The 20,370-nt window shown below is 73.6% G+C and carries 17 protein-coding genes; 14 read left to right on the top strand and 3 right to left on the bottom strand.

Annotation, left to right across the window (positions count from 1 at the left end; all coding sequences use genetic code 11):
- The first annotated feature begins 280 nt into the window (after positions 1-280).
- The gene (locus MXD60_RS12375) at positions 281-487 is read left to right on the top strand and encodes a hypothetical protein (protein WP_248819181.1); all 207 of its coding nucleotides are present in this window, start codon (positions 281-283) and stop codon (positions 485-487) included.
- 59 nt (positions 488-546) lie between these two features.
- On the opposite strand, the gene MXD60_RS12370 is transcribed toward MXD60_RS12375, so the two are convergent.
- Positions 547-1,227, bottom strand: coding sequence for an MBL fold metallo-hydrolase (locus MXD60_RS12370; RefSeq protein ID WP_248819180.1), 681 nt, complete (start codon positions 1,225-1,227; stop codon positions 547-549).
- Between the two features lie 190 nt (positions 1,228-1,417).
- Here MXD60_RS12370 and uvrA point away from each other — a divergent pair, with 190 nt between their 5' ends.
- Entirely contained in the window at positions 1,418-4,330 is a 2,913-nt protein-coding gene (uvrA, locus tag MXD60_RS12365; RefSeq protein ID WP_248819179.1) for an excinuclease ABC subunit UvrA, read from the top strand.
- 34 nt (positions 4,331-4,364) lie between these two features.
- On the opposite strand, the gene MXD60_RS12360 is transcribed toward uvrA, so the two are convergent.
- On the bottom strand, positions 4,365-4,778 hold the full coding sequence (locus tag MXD60_RS12360; protein WP_248819178.1) for an SsgA family sporulation/cell division regulator: 414 nt from the start codon (positions 4,776-4,778) through the stop codon (positions 4,365-4,367).
- Between the two features lie 249 nt (positions 4,779-5,027).
- Between MXD60_RS12360 and uvrC the strand changes: the two genes are divergently transcribed.
- From uvrC to MXD60_RS12300, 12 genes are all read left to right on the top strand, one after another.
- Positions 5,028-7,310: an excinuclease ABC subunit UvrC gene (gene uvrC, locus MXD60_RS12355; protein WP_248819177.1), complete on the top strand. Its 2,283-nt coding sequence runs from the start codon at positions 5,028-5,030 to the stop codon at positions 7,308-7,310.
- Positions 7,307-8,176 carry an RNase adapter RapZ gene (rapZ, locus tag MXD60_RS12350; RefSeq protein ID WP_248819176.1) on the top strand — a complete coding sequence of 290 codons (870 nt, stop codon included), beginning with the start codon at positions 7,307-7,309 and terminating at the stop codon, positions 8,174-8,176. The genes uvrC and rapZ overlap by 4 nt, the downstream gene beginning before the upstream one ends.
- A gap of 65 nt (positions 8,177-8,241) precedes the next feature.
- Positions 8,242-9,507, top strand: a complete 1,266-nt coding sequence (locus MXD60_RS12345) for a uridine diphosphate-N-acetylglucosamine-binding protein YvcK (protein WP_308222455.1) — start codon at positions 8,242-8,244, stop codon at positions 9,505-9,507.
- Positions 9,508-9,521: 14 nt separating this feature from the next.
- Positions 9,522-10,499: a DNA-binding protein WhiA gene (gene whiA, locus MXD60_RS12340; protein WP_248819208.1), complete on the top strand. Its 978-nt coding sequence runs from the start codon at positions 9,522-9,524 to the stop codon at positions 10,497-10,499.
- A gap of 534 nt (positions 10,500-11,033) precedes the next feature.
- Positions 11,034-12,041: a type I glyceraldehyde-3-phosphate dehydrogenase gene (gene gap, locus MXD60_RS12335; RefSeq protein ID WP_248819175.1), complete on the top strand. Its 1,008-nt coding sequence runs from the start codon at positions 11,034-11,036 to the stop codon at positions 12,039-12,041.
- Positions 12,042-12,234: 193 nt separating this feature from the next.
- Positions 12,235-13,437 carry a phosphoglycerate kinase gene (locus MXD60_RS12330; RefSeq protein WP_248819174.1) on the top strand — a complete coding sequence of 401 codons (1,203 nt, stop codon included), beginning with the start codon at positions 12,235-12,237 and terminating at the stop codon, positions 13,435-13,437.
- Positions 13,438-13,450: 13 nt separating this feature from the next.
- Positions 13,451-14,302 carry a triose-phosphate isomerase gene (gene tpiA / locus MXD60_RS12325; protein ID WP_248819173.1) on the top strand — a complete coding sequence of 284 codons (852 nt, stop codon included), beginning with the start codon at positions 13,451-13,453 and terminating at the stop codon, positions 14,300-14,302.
- A 435-nt stretch (positions 14,303-14,737) separates the two neighbouring features.
- The gene (gene secG, locus MXD60_RS12320) at positions 14,738-14,968 is read left to right on the top strand and encodes a preprotein translocase subunit SecG (protein WP_248819172.1); all 231 of its coding nucleotides are present in this window, start codon (positions 14,738-14,740) and stop codon (positions 14,966-14,968) included.
- Positions 14,965-16,770, top strand: coding sequence for an ABC transporter substrate-binding protein (locus MXD60_RS12315; RefSeq protein WP_248819171.1), 1,806 nt, complete (start codon positions 14,965-14,967; stop codon positions 16,768-16,770). Before secG ends, MXD60_RS12315 begins: the two co-directional genes overlap by 4 nt.
- 245 nt (positions 16,771-17,015) lie before the next feature.
- Positions 17,016-17,351 carry an RNA polymerase-binding protein RbpA gene (locus tag MXD60_RS12310; RefSeq protein WP_248819170.1) on the top strand — a complete coding sequence of 112 codons (336 nt, stop codon included), beginning with the start codon at positions 17,016-17,018 and terminating at the stop codon, positions 17,349-17,351.
- 62 nt (positions 17,352-17,413) lie between these two features.
- Positions 17,414-19,003: a serine/threonine-protein kinase gene (locus MXD60_RS12305; protein WP_248819169.1), complete on the top strand. Its 1,590-nt coding sequence runs from the start codon at positions 17,414-17,416 to the stop codon at positions 19,001-19,003.
- A 184-nt stretch (positions 19,004-19,187) separates the two neighbouring features.
- Positions 19,188-19,577 (top strand): SHOCT domain-containing protein, encoded by a 390-nt coding sequence (locus MXD60_RS12300; protein ID WP_248819168.1) that lies wholly within the window; start codon positions 19,188-19,190, stop codon positions 19,575-19,577.
- Positions 19,578-19,670: 93 nt separating this feature from the next.
- Here the strand turns inward: MXD60_RS12300 and pgl are convergent.
- Positions 19,671-20,370: 6-phosphogluconolactonase (gene pgl / locus MXD60_RS12295; RefSeq protein WP_248819167.1), on the bottom strand; the 700-nt coding region annotated here is incomplete at its 5' end.

The raw sequence follows: 20,370 nt of genomic DNA, 5'->3' as shown, positions 1-20,370 counted from the left end.
ACGGTGACGGCCGGCCCGACGTCGCAGCCCGGGCGGCCGCGCGCACTGCGGTCGGGACCCGGCCGGCGCGGTCTGCCGGGAACCGGTGGCGCTCGGCGGGGCCGGCGAGCCGGTAATCTGTGCGCGCACCGGTACGGCTTCGGGGGCGCGTATGGAGCGTAATCGGGGTGTGGCGGGCAGGGCGGACCTGACTGCGGTCCGCACTCAGCGCGGACGCGGCCCGGCTCGCGGTCGGCTACTACTCCGGTTCGGTCACCCTGTGGGACGTCACGGGACGACCATGGTCGCCGCGGGGGCGGCGGACGGCTCGATCCTCCGCTGGGACCTCACCGCCCTGCGCGCCGCACGAGCCAACCCCGCGGCGTTCGCCTGCGCCATCACGGGCGGCGGGCTGTCCAGGTCGGAATGGATGCGTGACGTGGGTGCCACGCGCTACGTCGACACCTGCCCGGGTCCGGGCGGATCGGCCCCGCGGCCCCGGTCCTGACCGCGGGCTCTCGCCTCGGCGCGGGGAGTGCTGCCGCAGCTCCCGTCGATCGCGCTGGATCACCAGCCGCGGGCGCGCCATTCGGCGAGGTGGGGTCGTTCCGCGCCGAGGGTCGTGTCGTGGCCGTGGCCGGGGTAGATCCAGGTCGCGTCGGGTAGCGGACCGAACACCTTCTCCTCCAGGCCGTCCAGCAGCGAGGTGAAGTCGGCGGCGTTGCCGCGGGTGTTGCCGGGACCGCCGGGGAACAGGCAGTCGCCCGTGAACAGGTGCGGGTGGGCCGGGTCGGCGTCGTGGAGCAGGGCGATCGAGCCCGGGGTGTGGCCGACGAGGTGGATCGCCCGCAGGGTGACCCGACCGACGGCGATCTCGTCGCCGTCGTGCACGATCCGGGCCGTCGGCACGGGAATCGCCTCGGCGTCGTCGGCGTGGGCGACGGTGGTGGCGCCGGTGGCGGCGGTCACCTCGGCGAGGGCCTGCACGTGGTCGTGGTGCCGGTGGCTGGTCACGACCGTCGCGAGGCCGGCGTCGCCGATCAGCCCGAGCAGCGTCGCCGGTTCGTTGGCGGCGTCGATGAGCAGCTGCTCGCCGGTCTCGGTGCAGCGCAGCAGGTAGGCGTTGTTGTTCAGGGAGCCGACGGCCACCTTCGTCACCGTCAGTCCGGGCAGGACCCGCACATCCGCCGGGCCACCCACGGTGACCTCTCCGGTGTACGCGGCTCCGGGTCCGTTGTCGTTGCTCATGGGTGGTCTCCCGGGCATCGAAGGGAACACCATCCTTTCGCACGTGGTTGCGGTGCGTCGGAAGGCTCCGCCCGCGCGCGATCCGGCGAGGCGATGCGGGCGAACGGCCGTGCGAAAACTGTCGGACCCCATCCGTAGCATGGCGGCACCTGCCCGGGTCCGATTTTCGGAAGATCATGAGGATTCGACGATGGCCGACCGTCTTGTCGTGCGCGGCGCGCGTGAGCACAACCTCCGCGACGTCGATCTCGATCTGCCCCGCGACGGGCTGATCGTCTTCACCGGCATGTCCGGGTCCGGCAAGTCGAGTCTCGCCTTCGACACGATCTTCGCCGAGGGTCAGCGGCGGTACGTCGAGTCGCTGTCGGCCTACGCCCGCCAGTTCCTCGGCCAGATGGACAAGCCCGACGTGGACTTCATCGAGGGCCTCTCGCCCGCGGTCTCCATCGACCAGAAGTCGACCAACCGCAACCCGCGGTCCACCGTCGGCACGATCACCGAGGTCTACGACTACCTGCGGCTGTTGTTCGCCCGGGCCGGCCGGCCGCACTGCCCGAAGTGCGGGCGGCCGATCTCCCGGCAGACCCCGCAGCAGATCGTCGACCGGCTGCTCGAACTCCCCGAGGGCACCCGGTTCCAGGTGCTCGCGCCGGTCGTGCGCGGCCGCAAGGGGGAGTACCTCGACCTGTTCGCCGAGCTGCAGAGCTCCGGGTTCGCCCGGGCCCGGGTCGACGGCGCCGTCGTCGCGCTCACCGAGGCGCCGAAGCTCGAGAAGCAGCGCAAGCACACCATCGAGGTCGTCGTGGACCGGCTGGCGGCGAAGGCCTCGGCCAAGCGCCGCCTGACCGACTCGGTGGAGACGGCGCTGCGCCTGGGCAGCGGGCTGGTCCTCATCGACTTCGTCGACCGGCCGGCCGACGACCCCGAGCGCGAGCGGATGTACTCCGAGCATCTCGCCTGCCTCTATGACGATCTGTCCTTCGAGGAGCTGGAACCCCGGTCGTTCTCGTTCAACTCGCCGTACGGCGCCTGCCCCGACTGCAGCGGCATCGGCACCCGCAAGGAGGTCGACCCGGAGCTGGTCGTGCCCGACCCGACGCTGTCGCTGGCGCAGGGCGCCGTGGCGCCGTGGTCGAGCGGTCACAACAAGGAGTACTTCGAGCGGCTGCTCACCGCGCTCGCCGAGGACCTCAGCTTCCGGATGGACACGCCCTGGGAGGGCCTGCCGGAGCGGGCCCGCAAGGCGGTGCTGCACGGCAGCGGCGACACCGAGATCCACGTCGGCTACACCAACCGGTACGGCCGCAAGCGCTCGTACTACACCTCGTTCGAGGGTGTGATCGGATTCCTCGGCCGCCGGCACCGGGAAGCCGAGTCGGACAGCAGCCGGGAGCGCTACGAGGGCTACATGCGCGACGTGCACTGCCCGACCTGCCGCGGCGCGCGGCTGCGGCCCGAGTCGCTCGCGGTGACCATGGGCGGCCGGTCGATCGCCGAGGTGGCCGGGATGGCCATCGGCGAGTGCGCGGAGTTCCTGCGGGACCTGGAGCTCTCGGAGCGGGAGCGGACCATCGCCGGGCGGGTGCTCAAGGAGGTCGACGCCCGGCTGACGTTCCTGCTCGACGTCGGCCTGGACTACCTCTCCCTCGACCGGGCCGCCGGCACGCTGGCCGGCGGGGAGGCGCAGCGCATCCGGCTGGCCACCCAGATCGGGTCCGGTCTCGTCGGGGTGCTCTACGTGCTCGACGAACCGTCGATCGGCCTGCACCAGCGGGACAACCGCCGGCTCATCCAGACCCTGACCCGGCTGCGGGACCTCGGCAACACCCTCATCGTCGTCGAGCACGACGAGGACACCATCCGGGCGTCGGACTGGGTCGTCGACATCGGTCCCGGCGCCGGCGAGCACGGCGGGCGGGTCGTCGTCTCCGGGCCCGTCGAGGAGCTGCTGGCCAGCGAGGAGTCGATGACCGGCGCCTACCTGTCCGGCCGCCGGCAGATCCCGGTGCCCGACATCCGCCGCGTCCCGACGAAGGGCCGGGCGCTGACGGTGCACGGCGCCCGCGAGCACAACCTGCGCGACGTCACGGTGTCGTTTCCGCTCGGCTGCTTCGTGGCCGTCACCGGAGTGTCCGGTTCCGGCAAGTCGACGCTGGTCAACGACATCCTCGCCGCGGTCCTCGCGAACCGGCTCAACGGCGCACGGGAGGTGCCCGGCCGGCACCGCACCGTGTCCGGCCTCGACGAGCTGGACAAGGCCGTGCGCGTCGACCAGTCGCCCATCGGCCGCACCCCGCGGTCGAACCCGGCCACCTACACCGGCGTGTTCGACCACATCCGCCGGCTGTTCGCCGAGACCACCGAGGCGAAGGTGCGCGGGTACCAGCCAGGCCGTTTCTCGTTCAACGTCAAGGGCGGCCGCTGCGAGGCCTGCTCCGGTGACGGCACCATCAAGATCGAGATGAACTTCCTGCCGGACGTGTACGTCCCCTGCGAGATCTGCCATGGCGCCCGCTACAACCGGGAGACCCTCGAGGTCCACTACAAGGGCCGCAGCATCTCCGAGGTGCTGGACATGCCGATCGAGGAGGCCGCCGAGTTCTTCGCGGCGGTGCCCGCGATCGCCCGGCACCTGCGCACCCTCAACGACGTCGGCCTCGGCTACGTGCGCCTCGGCCAGCCGGCGCCGACGTTGTCCGGCGGGGAGGCGCAGCGGGTGAAGCTGGCCGCCGAACTGCAGCGCCGCTCCACGGGTCGAACGGTCTACGTGCTCGACGAGCCGACGACCGGCCTGCACTTCGAGGACATCCGCAAGCTGCTCGGCGTCCTCGGCCGGCTGGTCGACGCCGGCAACACCGTCATCGTCATCGAACACAACCTCGACGTGATCAAGTCGGCCGACTGGGTCATCGACATGGGGCCCGAGGGCGGCTCCGGTGGCGGCCGGGTCGTCGCCGAGGGCTCGCCGGAGACGGTCGCGGCGGTACCCGAGAGCCACACAGCGGTCTTCCTGCGGGAGATCCTGGGGGATCGGGTGGCCGCCGCACCGGCAGCCGGCAGGGGCGGGCGGGGACGGCCACTGGCCGAGGCCGCCGCCCGCTGAGCGGCTCCGCGGCCGGTCCGAGCGCTGGGGCCGGTCAGGTCTCCAGCAGGGTGGCCAGGACCGAGTCCAGTTCCTGTTCGGTGTGCTCCTGGCCGGTGGGCACGAGGCGTTCGGTGCGGTCCAGGAACTGCCGCAGCGACGTGGTCGAGACGACGACCACCGAGCGGCGGTCGCCGTCGACAAGGTCCAGCCGGACGCCGCGGTGGCCCTGGTCCGGCCCGATCCGCACGTCTCCATCACCGACGGCCTGCTCCAGGCCGGTACGCAGCGCATCGCGGGGCGCCACCCAGCTGCCCTGGGGCAGCGCGGGGTGCTCCGGCCTGGACACCAGCGACATCGACACGGCCAGCGGGTCGCAGGCGCGCCAGCAGAGCTGGAGCACCGTGACCCGTCCACGGCCTGCGCCGTCGTCGACGACGAACTCCGCCGTCACGTCCTTTCCAAGCACGAGCTGGCTCCCTCGGTTCGCTTGCCCGATGTGTCGAGGGTCGCAGCCCCTCGCCCCCGGCGCCAGCGGGGTCACCGCTGGCAGCGGAAAGTGTGTATATGGTCACCTTACGTTCTCCGGGTGAGCGCCGTCTGTCATCCCGCGACAACGGTACGGGGGCCCCGCCGTAGAGCCCGCACGCTATGCGTGATGAAATGGTTACGTGCAGGTGCAGCTCGGCCGGGATGATGGTCGCCGTAGGCTCGGTCCATGGCTGATCCGGCGTCCTACCGGCCCGCTCCGGGCTCGATTCCCGAGACCCCCGGCGTCTATCGATTCCGCGACGAGCACGGCCGTGTGCTCTACGTCGGCAAGGCCAAGAACCTGCGGGCCCGGCTCGCCAACTACTTCGCCGATCCGTACACCCTCCACCCCCGCACCCAGCACATGGTGCGCAGCGCGAGCGTCGTGGACTGGACCGTCGTCTCCACCGAGGTCGAGGCCCTCCAGCTCGAATACACCTGGATCAAGGACTTCGACCCGCGGTTCAACGTCCGGTATCGCGACGACAAGAGCTACCCGAGTCTCGCGGTGACCCTCCACGAGGAGTTCCCGCGCCTGCAGGTCATGCGGGGACCGAAGCGAAAGGGCGTGCGGTACTTCGGGCCGTACGCCCATGCCTGGGCCATCCGGGAGACCCTGGACCTGCTGCTGCGCGTCTTCCCGGCGCGAACCTGCTCGGCGGGGGTCTTCAAGCGGGCCGGCCAGGTCGGCCGGCCCTGCCTGCTGGGTTACATCGACCGCTGCTCGGCGCCGTGCGTCGGCCGCGTCGACGCCGCCGCCCACCGCGAGATCGTCGAGGACTTCTGCGACTTCATGTCCGGCCAGACCGGTCGCTACCTGCGCCGGCTGGAGCAGGACATGCGCCAGGCCGCCGAGGCGCAGGAGTACGAGCGGGCCGCCCGCCTGCGTGACGACGCCAGCGCCCTGCGCCGGGCCATCGAGAAGCAGGCCGTCGTGCTGCCCGACGGCACCGACGCGGACGTGGTCGCCCTCGTCGAGGACGAGCTGGAAGCCGCCGTGTCGATCTTCTACGTCCGGGGTGGCCGGGTGCGCGGCCAGCGCGGCTGGGTCGTCGACCGGCTCGACGAGGTCACCACCGCCGACCTCGTCGAACAGTTCCTCACCCAGGAGTATCTCGACGGAACCGCGCCGACCACCGGCCTCTCCGCCGTCACGGCGGGCGGCACCGACAGCACCGGCGAGGCCGGCGACGGCTCCACGGCGGCCGGCCGGCGGGTGCGCGGCGACGCGCCGCGCCCACCCGGAGTCGCGGCGGCGGATCTCGCCGGCACCGGCCTGCCGCGGGAGATCCTGCTGCCCGTCCTGCCGCCGGACGCCGACGCCGTGGCCGAGCTGCTCGGGGAGATCCGCGGCGGCCGGGTGGAACTGCGGGTGCCCCGCCGGGGAGACAAACGCACGCTGCTCGACACCGTCGAGCGCAACGCCCGCCAGACGCTGGCGCTGCACCGGACGAAGCGGGCCAGCGACCTGACGGCGCGCAGCCGCGCGCTGGCCGAGCTGCAGGAGGCCCTCGAACTGCCGGACGCGCCGTTGCGCATCGAGTGCTACGACGTGTCGAACATCCAGGGCGCCAACGTCGTCGCGAGCATGGTCGTCTTCGAGGACGGGCTGGCCCGCAAGTCCGAGTACCGCCGGTTCTCCATCCGCGGCGCCGCCCAGGACGACGTCGCGAGCATGTACGAGACGATCCACCGGCGGTTCTCCCGCTACCTTGCCGAGCGGGTCCGCACCGGCGAACTCGGCGACATCACCGACGCGGCCGGCGACGACGACGCAACGGCGCCCGCGACCGGCAGCGCGACCGCGACGGACCCGGACGAGGCCGGGCGCGGGCAGCCGATCGACCCGGAGACGGGCCGGCCCCGCCGGTTCGCCTATCCGCCGAACCTCGTGGTCGTCGACGGCGGGCCGCCGCAGGTCGCCGCCGCCGCCCGCGCCCTCGACGAGCTCGGGATCGACGCCGGCCCGGGCGGGGTGGCGCTGTGCGGGTTGGCGAAGCGCCTGGAGGAGGTCTGGCTGCCGGGCGACGCCGAGCCGGTGATCCTGCCGCGCACCTCCGAGGCGCTGTACATGCTGCAGCGGGTGCGGGACGAGGCACACCGCTTCGCGATCGCCTATCACCGGCAGAAGCGCTCCGCCGCGATGGTGGCCTCCGCGCTCGACGAGGTGCCGGGGCTCGGCGAGACCCGGCGCAAGGCGCTGCTGAAGACGTTCGGCTCGGTGGCGAAGGTGCGCGCGGCGAGCGCCGAGGAGATCGCCGGGGTGCCCGGCATCGGTCCGCGGACCGCGCAGGCGGTCGTCGCGGCGCTCGCCCGCTCCGCGCCGGGCGGCGCCGACGCACCCGCGCCCGCCGTCAACGCGGCCACCGGTGAGATCCTCGACGACGCGCCGCCGGGTGACCACGGCGGCGGCACCGCCGGCGACGCGGCCGGTGGTCCCGACCACGTCGACGCGGGACGGACACCATGACCACTCCCACCCTGGACCTCGCCATCATCACCGGCCTGTCCGGCGCCGGGCGCAGCACGGCGGCGAAATGCCTGGAGGACCTCGGCTGGTTCGTCGTCGACAACCTGCCGCCCGCGCTGCTGTCCACGATGGCCGAGCTCGGCCATCGCTCCGGCGGCGCCGTCAGCCGGATCGCGGTCGTCGTCGACGTCCGCGGCCGGGCGTTCTTCTCGGACCTGCGGGCCGCGGTCGCCGCCCTCGACGCGCGCGGCATGCACCCGCGGATGCTGTTCCTGGAGGCCAGCGACGACGCACTGATCCGCCGGTTCGACCACGTCCGCCGGCCGCACCCGCTGCAGGGCGACGGGCGGGTCGTCGACGGCATCGGCCGGGAACGGGCGCTGCTCGCCGAGCTGCGCGGCGAGGCGGACCTGGTGCTCGACACGACGGACCTGAACGTGCACGAGCTGCGGGCCAAGATCGATGCGGCGTTCGGGCAGCCGGACGCCCGGCGGCTCAACGCCACCATCGTCTCGTTCGGCTACAAGTACGGGCTGCCGCTGGACGCCGACCTCGTCGCCGACTGCCGGTTCCTGCCCAACCCGCACTGGGTGGAGGAGCTGCGCCCGTACACCGGCCGGGATCCGCAGGTGCGCGACTACGTCCTCGCCCAGCCCGGCGCGGTGGCGTTCCTCGACCAGTACGCGGCGCTGCTGCGGCTGGTGGGGGAGGGCTACGCGCGGGAGGGCAAGCGGTACCTGACCCTGGCCGTCGGGTGCACCGGCGGCAAGCACCGCAGCGTCGCGATGGCCGAGCAGATCGGTTCGCGCCTCGCCGCCGACGGCGTCGGGGTCCGGGTCGTCCACCGCGACCTGGGACGGGAGTGAGCGTGGGGCCAACCGATCCCCGCCGGCCCAGCGCCGCCGGCGCACCCGCGGCGGCCGTGGGCCCGGTGGATCCGCCCCGGGTCGCGCCGGCCGTCGTCGCGTTCGGCGGCGGCCACGGACTCGCGGCGTCCCTTTCCGCGCTGCGTCGGCTCACCCCGGCGCTCACCGCCGTGGTGACAGTCGGTGACGATGGTGGTTCGTCGGGTCGGCTGCGGGCCGAACTCGGCGCGCTGCCCATGGGCGACCTGCGGATGGCGCTGGCCGCGCTGGCCGGGCCGGACGGTGACCCGGCGGCCTGGGCGGAGCTGTTCCAGCACCGCTTCGGTGGCCCGGGCCCGCTCGCCGGGCACGCGGTGGGGAACCTGGTCCTGACGGGTCTCGCCGAGCGCACCTCCTCGCCGGTGGCCGCGCTGGACCTGGCGGCCGGCCTGCTCGGGGTGCGGGGTCGGGTGCTGCCGTTGGCCACGGAGGGCATCGACATCGTCGCGGACGTCGCCGGACTGGACCCGGAGGATCCGGACGCGACGAGCGAGGTGCGCGGGCAGGCGGCGGTGGCGACCACCGCCGGGCGGGTCCTCGGCGTCCGGCTGTCGCCCGCGGAGCCGGTGGCCTGCGCGGAGGCGGTCGCGGCGGCGTGCGTCGCCGACTGGCTCGTCCTCGGTCCCGGCTCGCTCTACACGAGCATGCTGCCGCACCTGCTGGTACCGGGAATGCGTCAGGCGATCACGAGTTCCCGGGCGCGGGTGCTCATGGTCCTCAACCTGGCCGCCCAGCCCGGCGAGACCGCGGGTTACACCCCGCAGGCGCACCTGGACGCGCTGCGCCGGCACGTTCCCGGCCTGCGCGTGGACGTCGTGCTCGCCGATCCCACGGCCGTGCCCGAGCCCGAGCCACTGGCCCGGGCGGCGGCGGAACTCGGGGCCCGCCTGCACCTGGCGCCGGTGCGGGTGCCCGGCGTGCCCGTGCACGACCCGGTTCGGCTCGCGGCGGCCTTCCAGGCGGTGTTCGCGGGGCGGGCCGACCGTCCCCCGGCGCCGTCGGGTGCCGCGTCGCTCGGCGCGTCGCAGCCCGCGGCGGCGCCGTTGGAGCCGGCGCCGTTGGACGCGGCGTCCAGGACGGCCGCGACCGGCCTGCCGCCACCGGCGCAGGCCGCGGCCTCGACCGGCACGGCCGCGCCCGTGCCACCCGCCGCGAGGACTGCCGGGACCACCCCGGCCGGCGCGGCGACGTCACGGCGGCCGTCCGTGGACGGTGCCAGGCGGCCGGTCACCACGTACCCATCGTCCGGCGGTGCTGACCGCCGGACCTCATCCGGTGAAGCCAAGGAGTGATCGGTGTGGCGGCGATGACGGCCACCGTCAAGGACGAACTGAGCCGGCTACGGGTTGCGAAGCCCTGCTGCCGGCGGGCCGAGATGGCCGCCCTGCTGCGGTTCGGCGGGGGACTTCACATCGTCGGGGGTCGAATCGTCGTCGAGGCCGAGCTGGACACGGGTGCGACCGCGCGCCGGCTGCGCCGCGAGGTCGCCGAGGTGTTCGGCTTCCCGTCCACGGTCGCGGTGCTCGCCGCCGGTGGACTGCGTCGGTCGGTGCGCTACATCGTCCGGGTGGAGCGCGACGGCGAGCAGCTCGCCCGCTCGACCGGCCTGCTCGACCAGCGGGGCCGCCCGGTGCGCGGGCTGCCGCCGCAGGTCGTGACCGGCTCGGCGTGCGACGCGGCGGCGGCGTGGCGGGGGGCGTTCCTCGCGCACGGGTCGCTGACCGAGCCCGGGCGCTCCTGCTCGTTGGAGGTCACCTCGCCGGGGCCGGAGGCGGCGCTCGCCCTGGTCGGTGCGGCGCGTCGGCTCGGTGTGCAGGCCAAGAGCCGGGACGTGCGCGGTGTGGACCGGGTGGTGATCCGCGACGGCGACGCGATCGGCGCGCTGCTGACCCGCATCGGCGCCCACGAGAGCCTGCTGGCCTGGGAGGAACGGCGGATGCGCCGGGAGGTCCGGGCGACGGCGAACCGGCTGGCGAACTTCGACGACGCCAACCTTCGCCGCTCGGCCCGAGCGGCGGTCGCGGCCGGTGCCCGGGTGCAGGCGGCGATGCGCATCCTCGGCGATGACGCGCCCGAGCACCTGCTGGCCGCGGGTCGGCTGCGCCTCGAGCACGCCCAGGCGTCGCTGGAGGAACTCGGCGCGCTGGCGGACCCGCCGCTGACCAAGGACGCGGTCGCCGGGCGTATCCGCCGGCTGCTCGCGCTGGCCGACAAGCGCGCCAATGCCCTTGGCATCCCCAACACCGAGGCAAGCGTCTCACCGGACCTCCTGGAGAACGCCTGAACCCGGATAATAGGTCGCTTGGACAATTTTGGGCATTTCACTACCTACATGGCCGGAATTGCCGATCCGGCGCCGGTGGGTGATGGCGGGCGACCGAGCGCGCCGTGGCCGGCCGGGGCCTGATCAACGGTTCCTGGCCGCATGGAATAATCACCGGTGGCACCATCGGGATCGCCCGTGCGGGCGATGTTCGGACAAGGCCGTGCGGTCGCCCGCATGGGCGTTCCGCCGGACGGTGCCCCCGTCCTGACCGGGTCGTACCTGGCCCGGAGCACGGGCGGGCGCAGTGGGGGAACCTCCGGCCGCGGCGGGTCGTCGTGGTCGGAATGAGGCAGTCCGCCCGGCAGGCGGGTGGCATGTTGTGAGGAGACCAACACCGCACGCTTCGGATTACCGCCGATGAAGTGCGAACTCGTTAGGCTCCTCCCTCGACAACGTCATAGCGTTCGGGCCACCACCCGGACGGCGTCATGACCCGATCGGCGTCATGACCCAACGATTCGACGTCACACACGACGGTAGGGAGTCCAGGACGTGGCTACGCGGGTGGGTGTCAACGGCTTCGGGCGGATTGGCCGTAACTTCTGGCGGGCGCTCGCGGCGACCAAGCGGGATGACCTCGAGATCGTCGCCGTGAACGACCTGACCGACAACAAGACCCTCGCGCATCTGCTGAAGTACGACACCACGCTGGGTACGCTCGCCGCGCCGGTGAGCCTCTCGGACGAGGGCATCCGGGTCGGCGACAAGCTGATCAAGGTTCTCGCCGAGCGCGACCCGGCCGCGCTGCCCTGGGGCGAGCTGGGCGTGGACATCGTCATCGAGTCCACCGGTCGGTTCACCAAGGCCGCCGACGCCGGCAAGCACCTGGCGGCGGGCGCGAAGAAGGTCATCATCTCGGCGCCGGCCAAGGACGAGGACATCACCGTCGTCATGGGCGTGAACGACGACGCCTACGACCCGGCCAAGCACAACATCCTCTCGAACGCCTCCTGCACCACGAACTGCGTGGCGCCGATGGCGAAGGTCCTCGACGAGGCGTTCGGCATCGTCCAGGGCCTGATGACCACCGTCCACGCCTACACCAACGACCAGGTCATCCTGGACTTCCCGCACTCGGACCTGCGCCGGGCCCGGGCTGCGGCGCAGAACATCATCCCGACCACGACCGGTGCCGCGAAGGCCACCTCGCTGGTCCTGCCGCAGCTCAAGGGCAAGCTCGACGGCCTGGCCATGCGCGTGCCGGTGCTCGACGGCTCCGTCACCGACCTCGTCGCCACGCTGGCGAAGCCCGCCACCAAGGACGAGGTCAACGCGGCGTTCAAGGCGGCGGCCGAGGGCGCGCTCAAGGGCTACCTGGTCTACACCGAGGACCCGATCGTCTCCTCCGACATCGTCAACACCCCGGCGTCGTGCACCTTCGACTCGCTGCTCACGATGTCCGCCGGCAGCCAGGTCAAGATCATCGGCTGGTACGACAACGAGTGGGGCTACTCCAACCGGCTGGTCGACCTGACCGCGCTGGTCGGCGCCCGCCTCTAGCGGCCATCCCCCGGCCCCGGGTGCCGCCACGCGCGGCGGACCCGGGGCCGGCCCGCCGGGGGGGCCCCCCCCGCCCCCCCCCCCCCCCGGCGGGGGGGCCCCGCGGGGGGCGGCCGCGGGGGGCCCGCCCCGCCGTGGGTCCCCACCGCGCCCCTCCTCCCCATGCCGGCCCCGAACCCTGGAGTTACGAAGAGTGAGGACGATCGACGACCTGCAGGTCGCCGGGCACCGTGTCCTGGTCCGCAGTGACCTCAACGTGCCGCTGGACCGGTCGGGCGACACCCCGCGCATCACCGACGACGGCCGGGTCCGCGCCAGCGTCCCGACGATCGCCGCGCTGCTCGACCGCGGCGCCCGGGTGATCGTGACCTCCCACCTGGGCCGTCCCAAGGGCGAGCCCGACCCGAAGTACTCGCTGGGCCCGGTCGCGGCGCGGCTCGGGGAGCTGCTGGGCCGCCCGGTCGTCTTCGCCGGTGACGGGGGCGGGGACATCGCCGGGGAGCGCGCCCGCGAGATCGTCGGCGGCCTCGCCGACGGCGAGGTGGCGCTGCTGGAGAACCTGCGTTTCTCGCCGGGGGAGACCAGCAAGGACGCCGTCGAGCGGGCGGCGTTCGCCGACGCGCTGGCCGCGCTCGCCGAGTTCTACGTAGGGGACGCCTTCGGCGCGGTCCACCGGGCGCACGCCAGCGTCGTCGACGTGCCCAAGCGGCTGCCGCACGCCGCCGGCCGGCTGGTGCTCACCGAGCTGGAGGTGCTGCGCCGCCTCAGCGAGGCATCGGAGCGCCCGTACGCGGTCGTGCTCGGCGGCTCGAAGGTCTCCGACAAGCTCGGCGTCATCCGCTCCCTGCTGCCCAAGGTCGACGCGCTGCTCGTCGGCGGCGGCATGTGCTTCACCTTCCTGGCCGCGCTCGGCCACGGGGTGGGCGCGTCGCTGCTCGAGTCCGAGATGATCGACACCTGCAAGGAGCTGCTCGCCGAGGGCGGCGACCGGATCGTGCTGCCGACCGACGTCGTCGTCGCCGACCGGTTCGCGGCCGACGCCGCCACCGCCACCGTCGCCGTCGATGCCATCGACGAGGGCTGGCTGGGCCTGGACATCGGCCCGCAGTCCACCGCGTTGTTCGCGAGCCGGCTGGCCGACGCCGCCACGGTGTTCTGGAACGGGCCGATGGGCGTGTTCGAGATGGCACCGTTCGCCGCCGGCACCCGCGGGGTCGCCGAGGCGATCGCCGCCGGGCAGGGCTTCTCCGTCGTCGGCGGCGGCGACTCCGCCGCGGCCGTGCGGACCCTCGGCCTGCCGGACAGCGGCTTCAGCCACATCTCCACCGGCGGTGGGGCGAGCCTGGAGTACCTCGAGGGCAAGGCTCTACCCGGCCTCGCGGCGCTCGACGTCTGAGGACGGCACCGACATGGCACCGCTGGGACGCGGACGAAAGGGCAACACCGTGGGCACCGACAAAGCGGGCACGAACAAGGCGGGCAAGGGCGGGCGCCGCACGCTGGTCGCCGGCAACTGGAAGATGAACCTCAACCACCTCGAGGCGATCGCACTGGTGCAGAAGATCGCCTTCGACCTCAAGCCCGCCGAGCTCGAGACCGTCGAGGTCGTCGTCGTGCCGCCGTTCACCGACCTGCGCAGCGTGCAGACGCTCATCGACGGCGACAAGCTCGCCCTCGCCTACGGCGGGCAGGACCTCTCCCCGCACTCCTCCGGCGCCCACACCGGTGACATCAGCGGCGGGATGCTCGCGAAGCTCGGCTGCACCTACGTCGTCGTCGGCCACTCGGAGCGCCGCGCCGACCACCACGAGGACGACGCGGTGGTCGCCGCGAAGGCGCGGGCGGCCTACGCCGCCGGCCTCACGCCGATCCTGTGCGTCGGCGAGGTCGAGGAGATCCGGGTCGCGGGCACCCACGTCGAGCACGTGCTGGGCCAGCTCGCCGGCTCGCTCGCGGGCATCACCGCCGAGCGGGCCGCCACGATCGTCATCGCCTACGAGCCGGTGTGGGCGATCGGCACCGGCCGTACCGCGTCGGCCCAGGACGCCCAGGACATGTGCGCCGCCGTGCGGGGCAAGCTCACCGAGCTGTACGGCGCCGAGATCGCCGCCGGCATCCGGGTGCTCTATGGCGGTTCGGTGAAGGCGGCCAATGCCGGCGAGCTGTTCACCATGCCTGACATCGACGGTGGTCTCGTCGGTGGAGCGAGCCTGGTGGCCGAGGAGTTCGTCGGCATCGTGCGCAGCGGCCCGGCGGCCTGAGCCGCGCGGCGCCCGACCTCGGGCGGGGATCCCCCCGGCCGGCGGGCCGTCGTCGGAGAGCTGCGGTGGCCCAGGGCCCGGTCGAGTATGCGGCCGGGCCCTCGGCATGTCCGCCGCCGGCCCCTCCGCGAAGGCACCCCCAACGGCCCCGGTCGGTAACCCCATCGGGGCAAAACTTCCCGTGTGGATCTTCGGTTGCGGCGGGCCGGCACCGTGGTTCGCCCACCGGGGTGCGGTACTTTCGATACCTGGCCTGGAGTCCTACCTCCGTCATAGGCAAGAAGTGCCCGAGTATGACGGGGTATGGCGAAAGAAGTGGTTTCTTGATCCCCTGAGTGTCGGTGGCCGCCGCGTGGGTGCGGACGGACGCCCTGGCAGGTGGATCGACCGGGTGACGGTGGCATGCCGTCTCCCCTGGAGCGGGAGCTGGTCCGAATGACGGTCGGTCTGTCGATCGCGCTGATAATCGCGAGCGTTCTGATGATTCTGCTCGTGCTGTTGCACCGAGCGAAGGGCGGCGGTCTGTCCACCCTGTTCGGCGGAGGGGTGTCCTCCTCGCTCGGTGGATCCTCGGTGGTGGAGAAGAACCTCGACCGCCTGACGGTCCTCGTCGGCAGCATTTGGTTCATCTGCATCATCGGCCTCGGTCTGCTGCTGAAGAATTGAGCCGACCGCGCGCGCGCCGGTGCCTCGCCCAGGGCCGGGCTGCGTTCCGACTCGCGGCCCTGTTCGCCGCCCTCGCCGTCGTGGCCGCGGCCTGCAGCGGCGGATCCGGCGGCGCCACCTTCGCCGCCAGCCCCACCCCGGTCGCCGCGACCACCACCGCTCCCGTCGCCAAGCCCGGCGGCACCCTGCGCATCGTCACCGGGCAGATGCCCAGTGGCGACCCGGGCTGGGCCGACCAGCCCGGTGAGCAGGCCGTGGCCCGGCTCGTCACCCGGCAGCTCTACAGCTACCCGACCGACCCCAGCCCGCAGAACTCGACCGTGCCCCGGCCGGACCTGGCCGTAGGCGCTCCGGTCGTCACCGAGAACGGGCTGGTCTACACCGTGCGGCTGCGCTCGGCGGCCCGCTGGGACACCCCGAACCAACGCCGGATCACCGCCAACGACGTCGCCCGCGGCATCAAGCGGCTGTGCACCCCGCCGACCCCGTCGCCGCTGCGCGGCTACTTCGCCGCGACGATCGTCGGCTTCGGCAGGTTCTGTGACGAACTGTCGGACACCCCGGTCGCCGACGCCGCAGCCTTCATCGAGAGCAACACCATCGAGGGCGTCGAGATCGTCGGGGACGACACCGTCGCGTTCCACCTGATCGCCCCGGTCAACGACTTCGTGGACGTCCTGGCGCTGCCGGCCGCCGCGCCGGTGCCGCTGGAGGCGCTCGCCTACCCGCCCGACTCGGCCGCGTACCTGCGCAACCTGGTGTCCGCGGGTCCCTACCGGTTCACCGTGTCGCCGGACGACGCGCCCGGCTTCCGCCTCGCCCGCAACCCGTCGTGGAGCGCCTCGTCCGACGGTATCCGCCGCGCGCTGCCGGACCACATCACGATCACGGACGGGCTGTCGTCCGAGGAGATGCAGCAGGAACTGGAACGCGGCGACGCGGACATGTCACTCGACGGCGTGCTGCCCACGACCCGGGCGGAGGAGCTGGAGAAGGCCAAGGACCCGCGGCTCACCGTCGACCCGGTGGGGTCGACGCTGGCGCTCACGGTCGGCCTGAACGGGCCCTCCGCCGCCGCGCTGCGCGAGTCGACGATCCGCCAGGCGCTGCCCTACTGCGTCGACCGCCGCAGCCTCGCCGAGGCCCTCGGTGGCCCGGACTTCGCGACCGCGACCGGCAGCCTGCTGCAGTCGCCGATGACCGGCTACCGGGCGGTGGACCCGTTCCCGAGCCTCGGTGAGGCCGGTGACCCGGACCGGTGCCGGCAGGCGCTCGCCCAGACCCCGGGCGGACCCGTGACGGCGCTGTCCCTGCTGGCCTCCGACAGCGCCACCGACGCCGCCGTCGCCGAGGCGCTGCGCACCGCGTTCGCCCGCGCCGGGATCCGCCTCGACGTCCGGATCCGCACCGGCGAGCGCCTCGCCGCCGCGGCCGTCGCCCCCGCCGGCCAGTTCTGGGACCTGGCGCTCACGTGGATCACCCCGGCCTGGTACGGCGACGCCGGGCGCACGGTGTTCCAGCCGCTGCTGGACGACGAGTGGACCGGTCCACGGCCCGCCGACGGCGGCTACCGGGATCCGGTGGCCCTGCGCCAGCTCGACACGGCCCTACGGGACGCGAGCGACGCCACCGCGGCCGACGACTGGAGCGACGTGGAACAGACCGTCATCGGCAGCGCCGCCGTCATCCCGCTGGCCGTCACCCACACCCCGACGTTCCACAGCGGCGCCGTCACCACCTTCACCGTCGTCCCCTCGATCGGGACGGCGGATCCGACCGCCGTGGCGCTGGGATCCGGGTGAGCGGCGAGCTGTCCCCGTTCGTCCCGGCTGCGCATGGCCGGGTCGGGGTGGTCGGTGCATCCACGTTGGGCCCTCGCGGCCTACACTCCCTCCAGGACGTACCCGGAGGGACAACCGGGGGGTAGTGCCGGGAAGGTCATGCTTGCGGAGCCGACCGGTGGTCCACGCAGTGGTCCCCACGGCACCCGACCTCCGGGCAGGTGTCCGGGGACACCAATGGGACGAGACGAAGGAGCACGCGGACCGTGGCAGGTGGCAACGCCATTCGGGGGAGCCGGGTCGGGGCTGGCCCGATGGGAGAGGCGGAGCGGGGCGAGACCGCGCCCAGGCAGCGCGTCTCCTTCTGGTGCGCCAACGCGCACGAGACCAGACCGTCGTTCGCCGTCGAGGCGTCGATCCCCGACACGTGGGACTGTCCGAGCTGCGGCCTGCCCGCCGGCCAGGACCGGGAGAACACCCCGGCCCCGCCGCGGACCGAGCCGTACAAGACGCATCTCGCGTACGTACGTGAGCGGCGCAACGAGAAGGACGGGGAGGCGATTCTCGCCGAAGCGCTCGCGAAGCTGCGGGGCGCCTCCTAGCCTGGGCTGGGCCGGGCCGGCCGCCCCTGGGCCTGGCCGGCCCGACCCGAGGATGGTGCGCCGTGACCGTGAAGGACGTCGGTGCCGGCCGGCTGGTCGCGGGGCGGTACCGGCTGCGCGCCCAGCTCGGCGCGGGCGGCATGGGCACGGTCTGGCGGGCGTACGACGAGGTGCTGCGGGTCGACGTCGCTGTCAAGGAGATCCGTTTTCTGGCGGACCTCGACGGTGACGAGCGGGCCGGGCAGGTCGACGCGGCGATGCGGGAAGCCCGCAACGCCGCCCGGCTGCGCGGCAACCCGCACGTCGTCACGGTGCACGACGCCGTCGAGCAGGACGGGCTGCCGTGGATCGTGATGGACCACGTGCCCGCCGACACACTGGCCGCGACGGTCGAGCGGGAAGGGCCGCTGCCCGTGGCCCGGGTCGGGGAGATCGGTCTGGCCGTCCTCGACGCGCTGACCGCCGGGCGGCGCCTCGGTGTGCTGCACCGGGACGTGAAACCCTCGAACATCCTGCTGGCGCACGACGGCCGGGTGCTGCTCACCGACTTCGGCATCGCGACCCACATGTCCGACCCGACGTTGCCCGAGCGGCGTGTCGGCGGGGCGCCACTCGTCCACGCGGCGGTCGACCTGCTGGCCAGCCGGGGCGGGACGCCCGCCTACATGGCCCCCGAGCGGTTGCTCGGCGGGGCCGCGACGCTGTCCGGGGACCTGTTCGCCCTCGGCGCCGTGCTGTATTTCGGGGTCGAGGGCGCCTCGCCGTTCACCCGGGACAGCCTGGCGCTGACCATCGGCGCGGTCGTGCACGAGGAGCCGCCGCCGATGTCGAGGGCCGGTCCGCTCGCCCCCGTGATCGCCGGGCTGCTCGCGAAGAGCCCGGCGACCCGCCTGAACGCCGACGGCGCGGCCGCGCTGCTGCGCTGGGCGCTCACCCCGGCCGGGCAACGCCCGCGTGCCTCCGCCGGCCCGCGCGTCTCCGCCGCCCCACGGTTGCCGCCGCAGGTACCGCCCCCCGCGGGCACTTTTCCGCGCCCACGCGTACCGGCCCGACCGCCGGTGGATGTCGGCGAGGTCCGCGCGGAGGACGCCAACGCCGCAGGGTTCGGCGACGCCGAGTTCATGCCTGGCGATCGGTCGGCGCGGCGTTCCGTGACCGTGCTCGGCGCGGTGGTTGCCGTCGTGGTGGTTGCCGTCGTGGTCGCCGCGGTCGCGGTCGTCGGACGTCAGCTGGGCGAGAGCGGTGGGCGGCGGGCCGGGCCGGCGCCCACCGCCTCCTCGGGCGGCGCCGGGGTCGTGCCGGGTTCGGGTGGCGCGAGCCTGCCGGCGGGCATGGTCGGGCGGTGGTGGGGGACCGTCGCCCAGGGTTCGCTGTCCTTTCCCCTGGAGCTGACGCTGCGTGCCGGCCGCGTGGGGGAGACGGTCGGCAGCGGGCGCAATCCGAACGACGGCTGCACGAGCGATCTGCTGCTGCGTTCCGCGCAGGGCGGCACGGCGCAGTTCACGGAACGGCTCACCGCGGGGACGCCGCCCTGCGTCGCCAACGGCGTCGACGTCCTCGCGCTGCGCCAGGACGGCACCCTCGACTTCGACTATCCGGCGTCGCCGCAGTCCACCGCCGGCCACGGCACCCTGCGGCGCCTCGCGGGCTGAGCTCCGGCTGGCTCACCCGCGGCGGGTGAGCGGTCCGGGCTGGCAGCATCCGCGCTGCTAGGGCGGGTATGAGCGGCGCGTCAGCGTGTCGTGCCGGAAACCGGGCGCGTTCGCCGGCCGCCGTGCGGTCGGCTCGGGACGGGTGGTCACGGAACCGCGCGGCCGCGCGAACTGGAGGTGCGCGATGGATCCAGACTTCCCGCTTCTGAGCGTTTTTCTCTACATGCTGTGGTTCTTCGCCTTTGTGCTGTGGCTGTGGTTGCTGTTCGCGGTGATCACAGACGTGTTCCGCAGCAAGGACCTGTCCGGCTGGGGGAAGGCGGGTTGGACCGCGGCCATCATCATCCTGCCCTGGGTCGGGGTGATCGCCTATCTGATCGTCCGGGGTGGGAGCATGCACGATCGCAACCAGGCGGTGGCCGAACGTGATGAGCGGGCCTGGCGGTCCTACCTGCAGGAGGCCGCGGGGTCGGGCAGCGGGGCCGACGAACTCGGCAAGCTCGCCCACCTGCACGACCGCGGCGTCATCTCCGACGCCGAGTTCGAGCGCGGCAAGACGAAGATCCTCGCCTGACTGGTCGCCGTGCGCACGGGCCGAACAGTGTCTCGCCGGCCCGTACGGACGGCGCACCGGCGACCGACCCCGGGGTCGGCCGCCGGATGCCTGTCAGGTGTTGCCGGGCAGACGGCCGGCCGCGGCGCGGTCGATCAGCCAGAGGGTGCGCTCCCGGCCGACCGCGCCCGTCGCCGGCACCGAGATCGGCCCGGCCCCGGAGAAGGACGCGGCGACCGCGCCCGCCTTCTCCTCGCCGGCGGCGATCACCCACACCTCCCGGGCGGACTGCATCGTCGGCAGCGTCAACGAGATGCGCTCCGGCGGCGGCTTCGGGCTGTTGTGCACGGCGATGACCGGCTCGGTCGCGACCACTCCCGGCAGGTCGGGGAACAGCGACGCGACATGACCGTCCGGGCCGAGGCCGAGCAGCACCACGTCGAACACGGGGACCGCCGCGCCCGGCGCCGCCCGACCGGCGAGCAGCGTCGCGTACTCCGCGGCGGCCGACTCCGCGTCGGCGTAGCCGCCGGACGATCCGCTGTCCTCGATGTCTCCGCCGGCCCGCAGCGCGGCCAGGTGGCCCATCGGGAACACCCGCTTCGGGTCGAGCGGGAGGTGGTCGAGCAGCGCCTCGCGGGCCTGCCGGTCGTTGCGGTCCGGGGAGTCGGGGGGGGGGGGGGGCGCGGGGGGCCCCCCCCCCCCCCCCCCCCCCCCCCCCCCCCCCCCCCCCCCCCCCGCCGGGGACCACACCGCCGGCGACGGAGGCGCCGCGGTGGGTGTCGTGCGGGCCGGGCAGCCAGCGGCGGGTGTC

Origin of the sequence: Frankia sp. AgB32 (assembly GCF_023243045.1) — a bacterium.
In the GTDB taxonomy this organism is placed as follows: Bacteria; Actinomycetota; Actinomycetes; order Frankiales; family Frankiaceae; genus Frankia.
Note: the sequence above shows the minus strand (reverse complement) of the source record. Positions and strands in the feature narration are given on the sequence as shown.

Coding starts and splice junctions, on each gene's coding strand:
- MXD60_RS12375 (WP_248819181.1), top strand. CDS start 281: ATGGTCGCCGCGGGGGCGGCGGACGGCTCGATCCTCCGCTGGGACCTC.
- MXD60_RS12370 (WP_248819180.1), bottom strand. CDS start 1,227: ATGAGCAACGACAACGGACCCGGAGCCGCGTACACCGGAGAGGTCACC.
- uvrA (WP_248819179.1), top strand. CDS start 1,418: ATGGCCGACCGTCTTGTCGTGCGCGGCGCGCGTGAGCACAACCTCCGC.
- uvrC (WP_248819177.1), top strand. CDS start 5,028: ATGGCTGATCCGGCGTCCTACCGGCCCGCTCCGGGCTCGATTCCCGAG.
- rapZ (WP_248819176.1), top strand. CDS start 7,307: ATGACCACTCCCACCCTGGACCTCGCCATCATCACCGGCCTGTCCGGC.
- whiA (WP_248819208.1), top strand. CDS start 9,522: ATGACGGCCACCGTCAAGGACGAACTGAGCCGGCTACGGGTTGCGAAG.
- tpiA (WP_248819173.1), top strand. CDS start 13,451: ATGGCACCGCTGGGACGCGGACGAAAGGGCAACACCGTGGGCACCGAC.
- secG (WP_248819172.1), top strand. CDS start 14,738: ATGACGGTCGGTCTGTCGATCGCGCTGATAATCGCGAGCGTTCTGATG.
- MXD60_RS12300 (WP_248819168.1), top strand. CDS start 19,188: ATGGATCCAGACTTCCCGCTTCTGAGCGTTTTTCTCTACATGCTGTGG.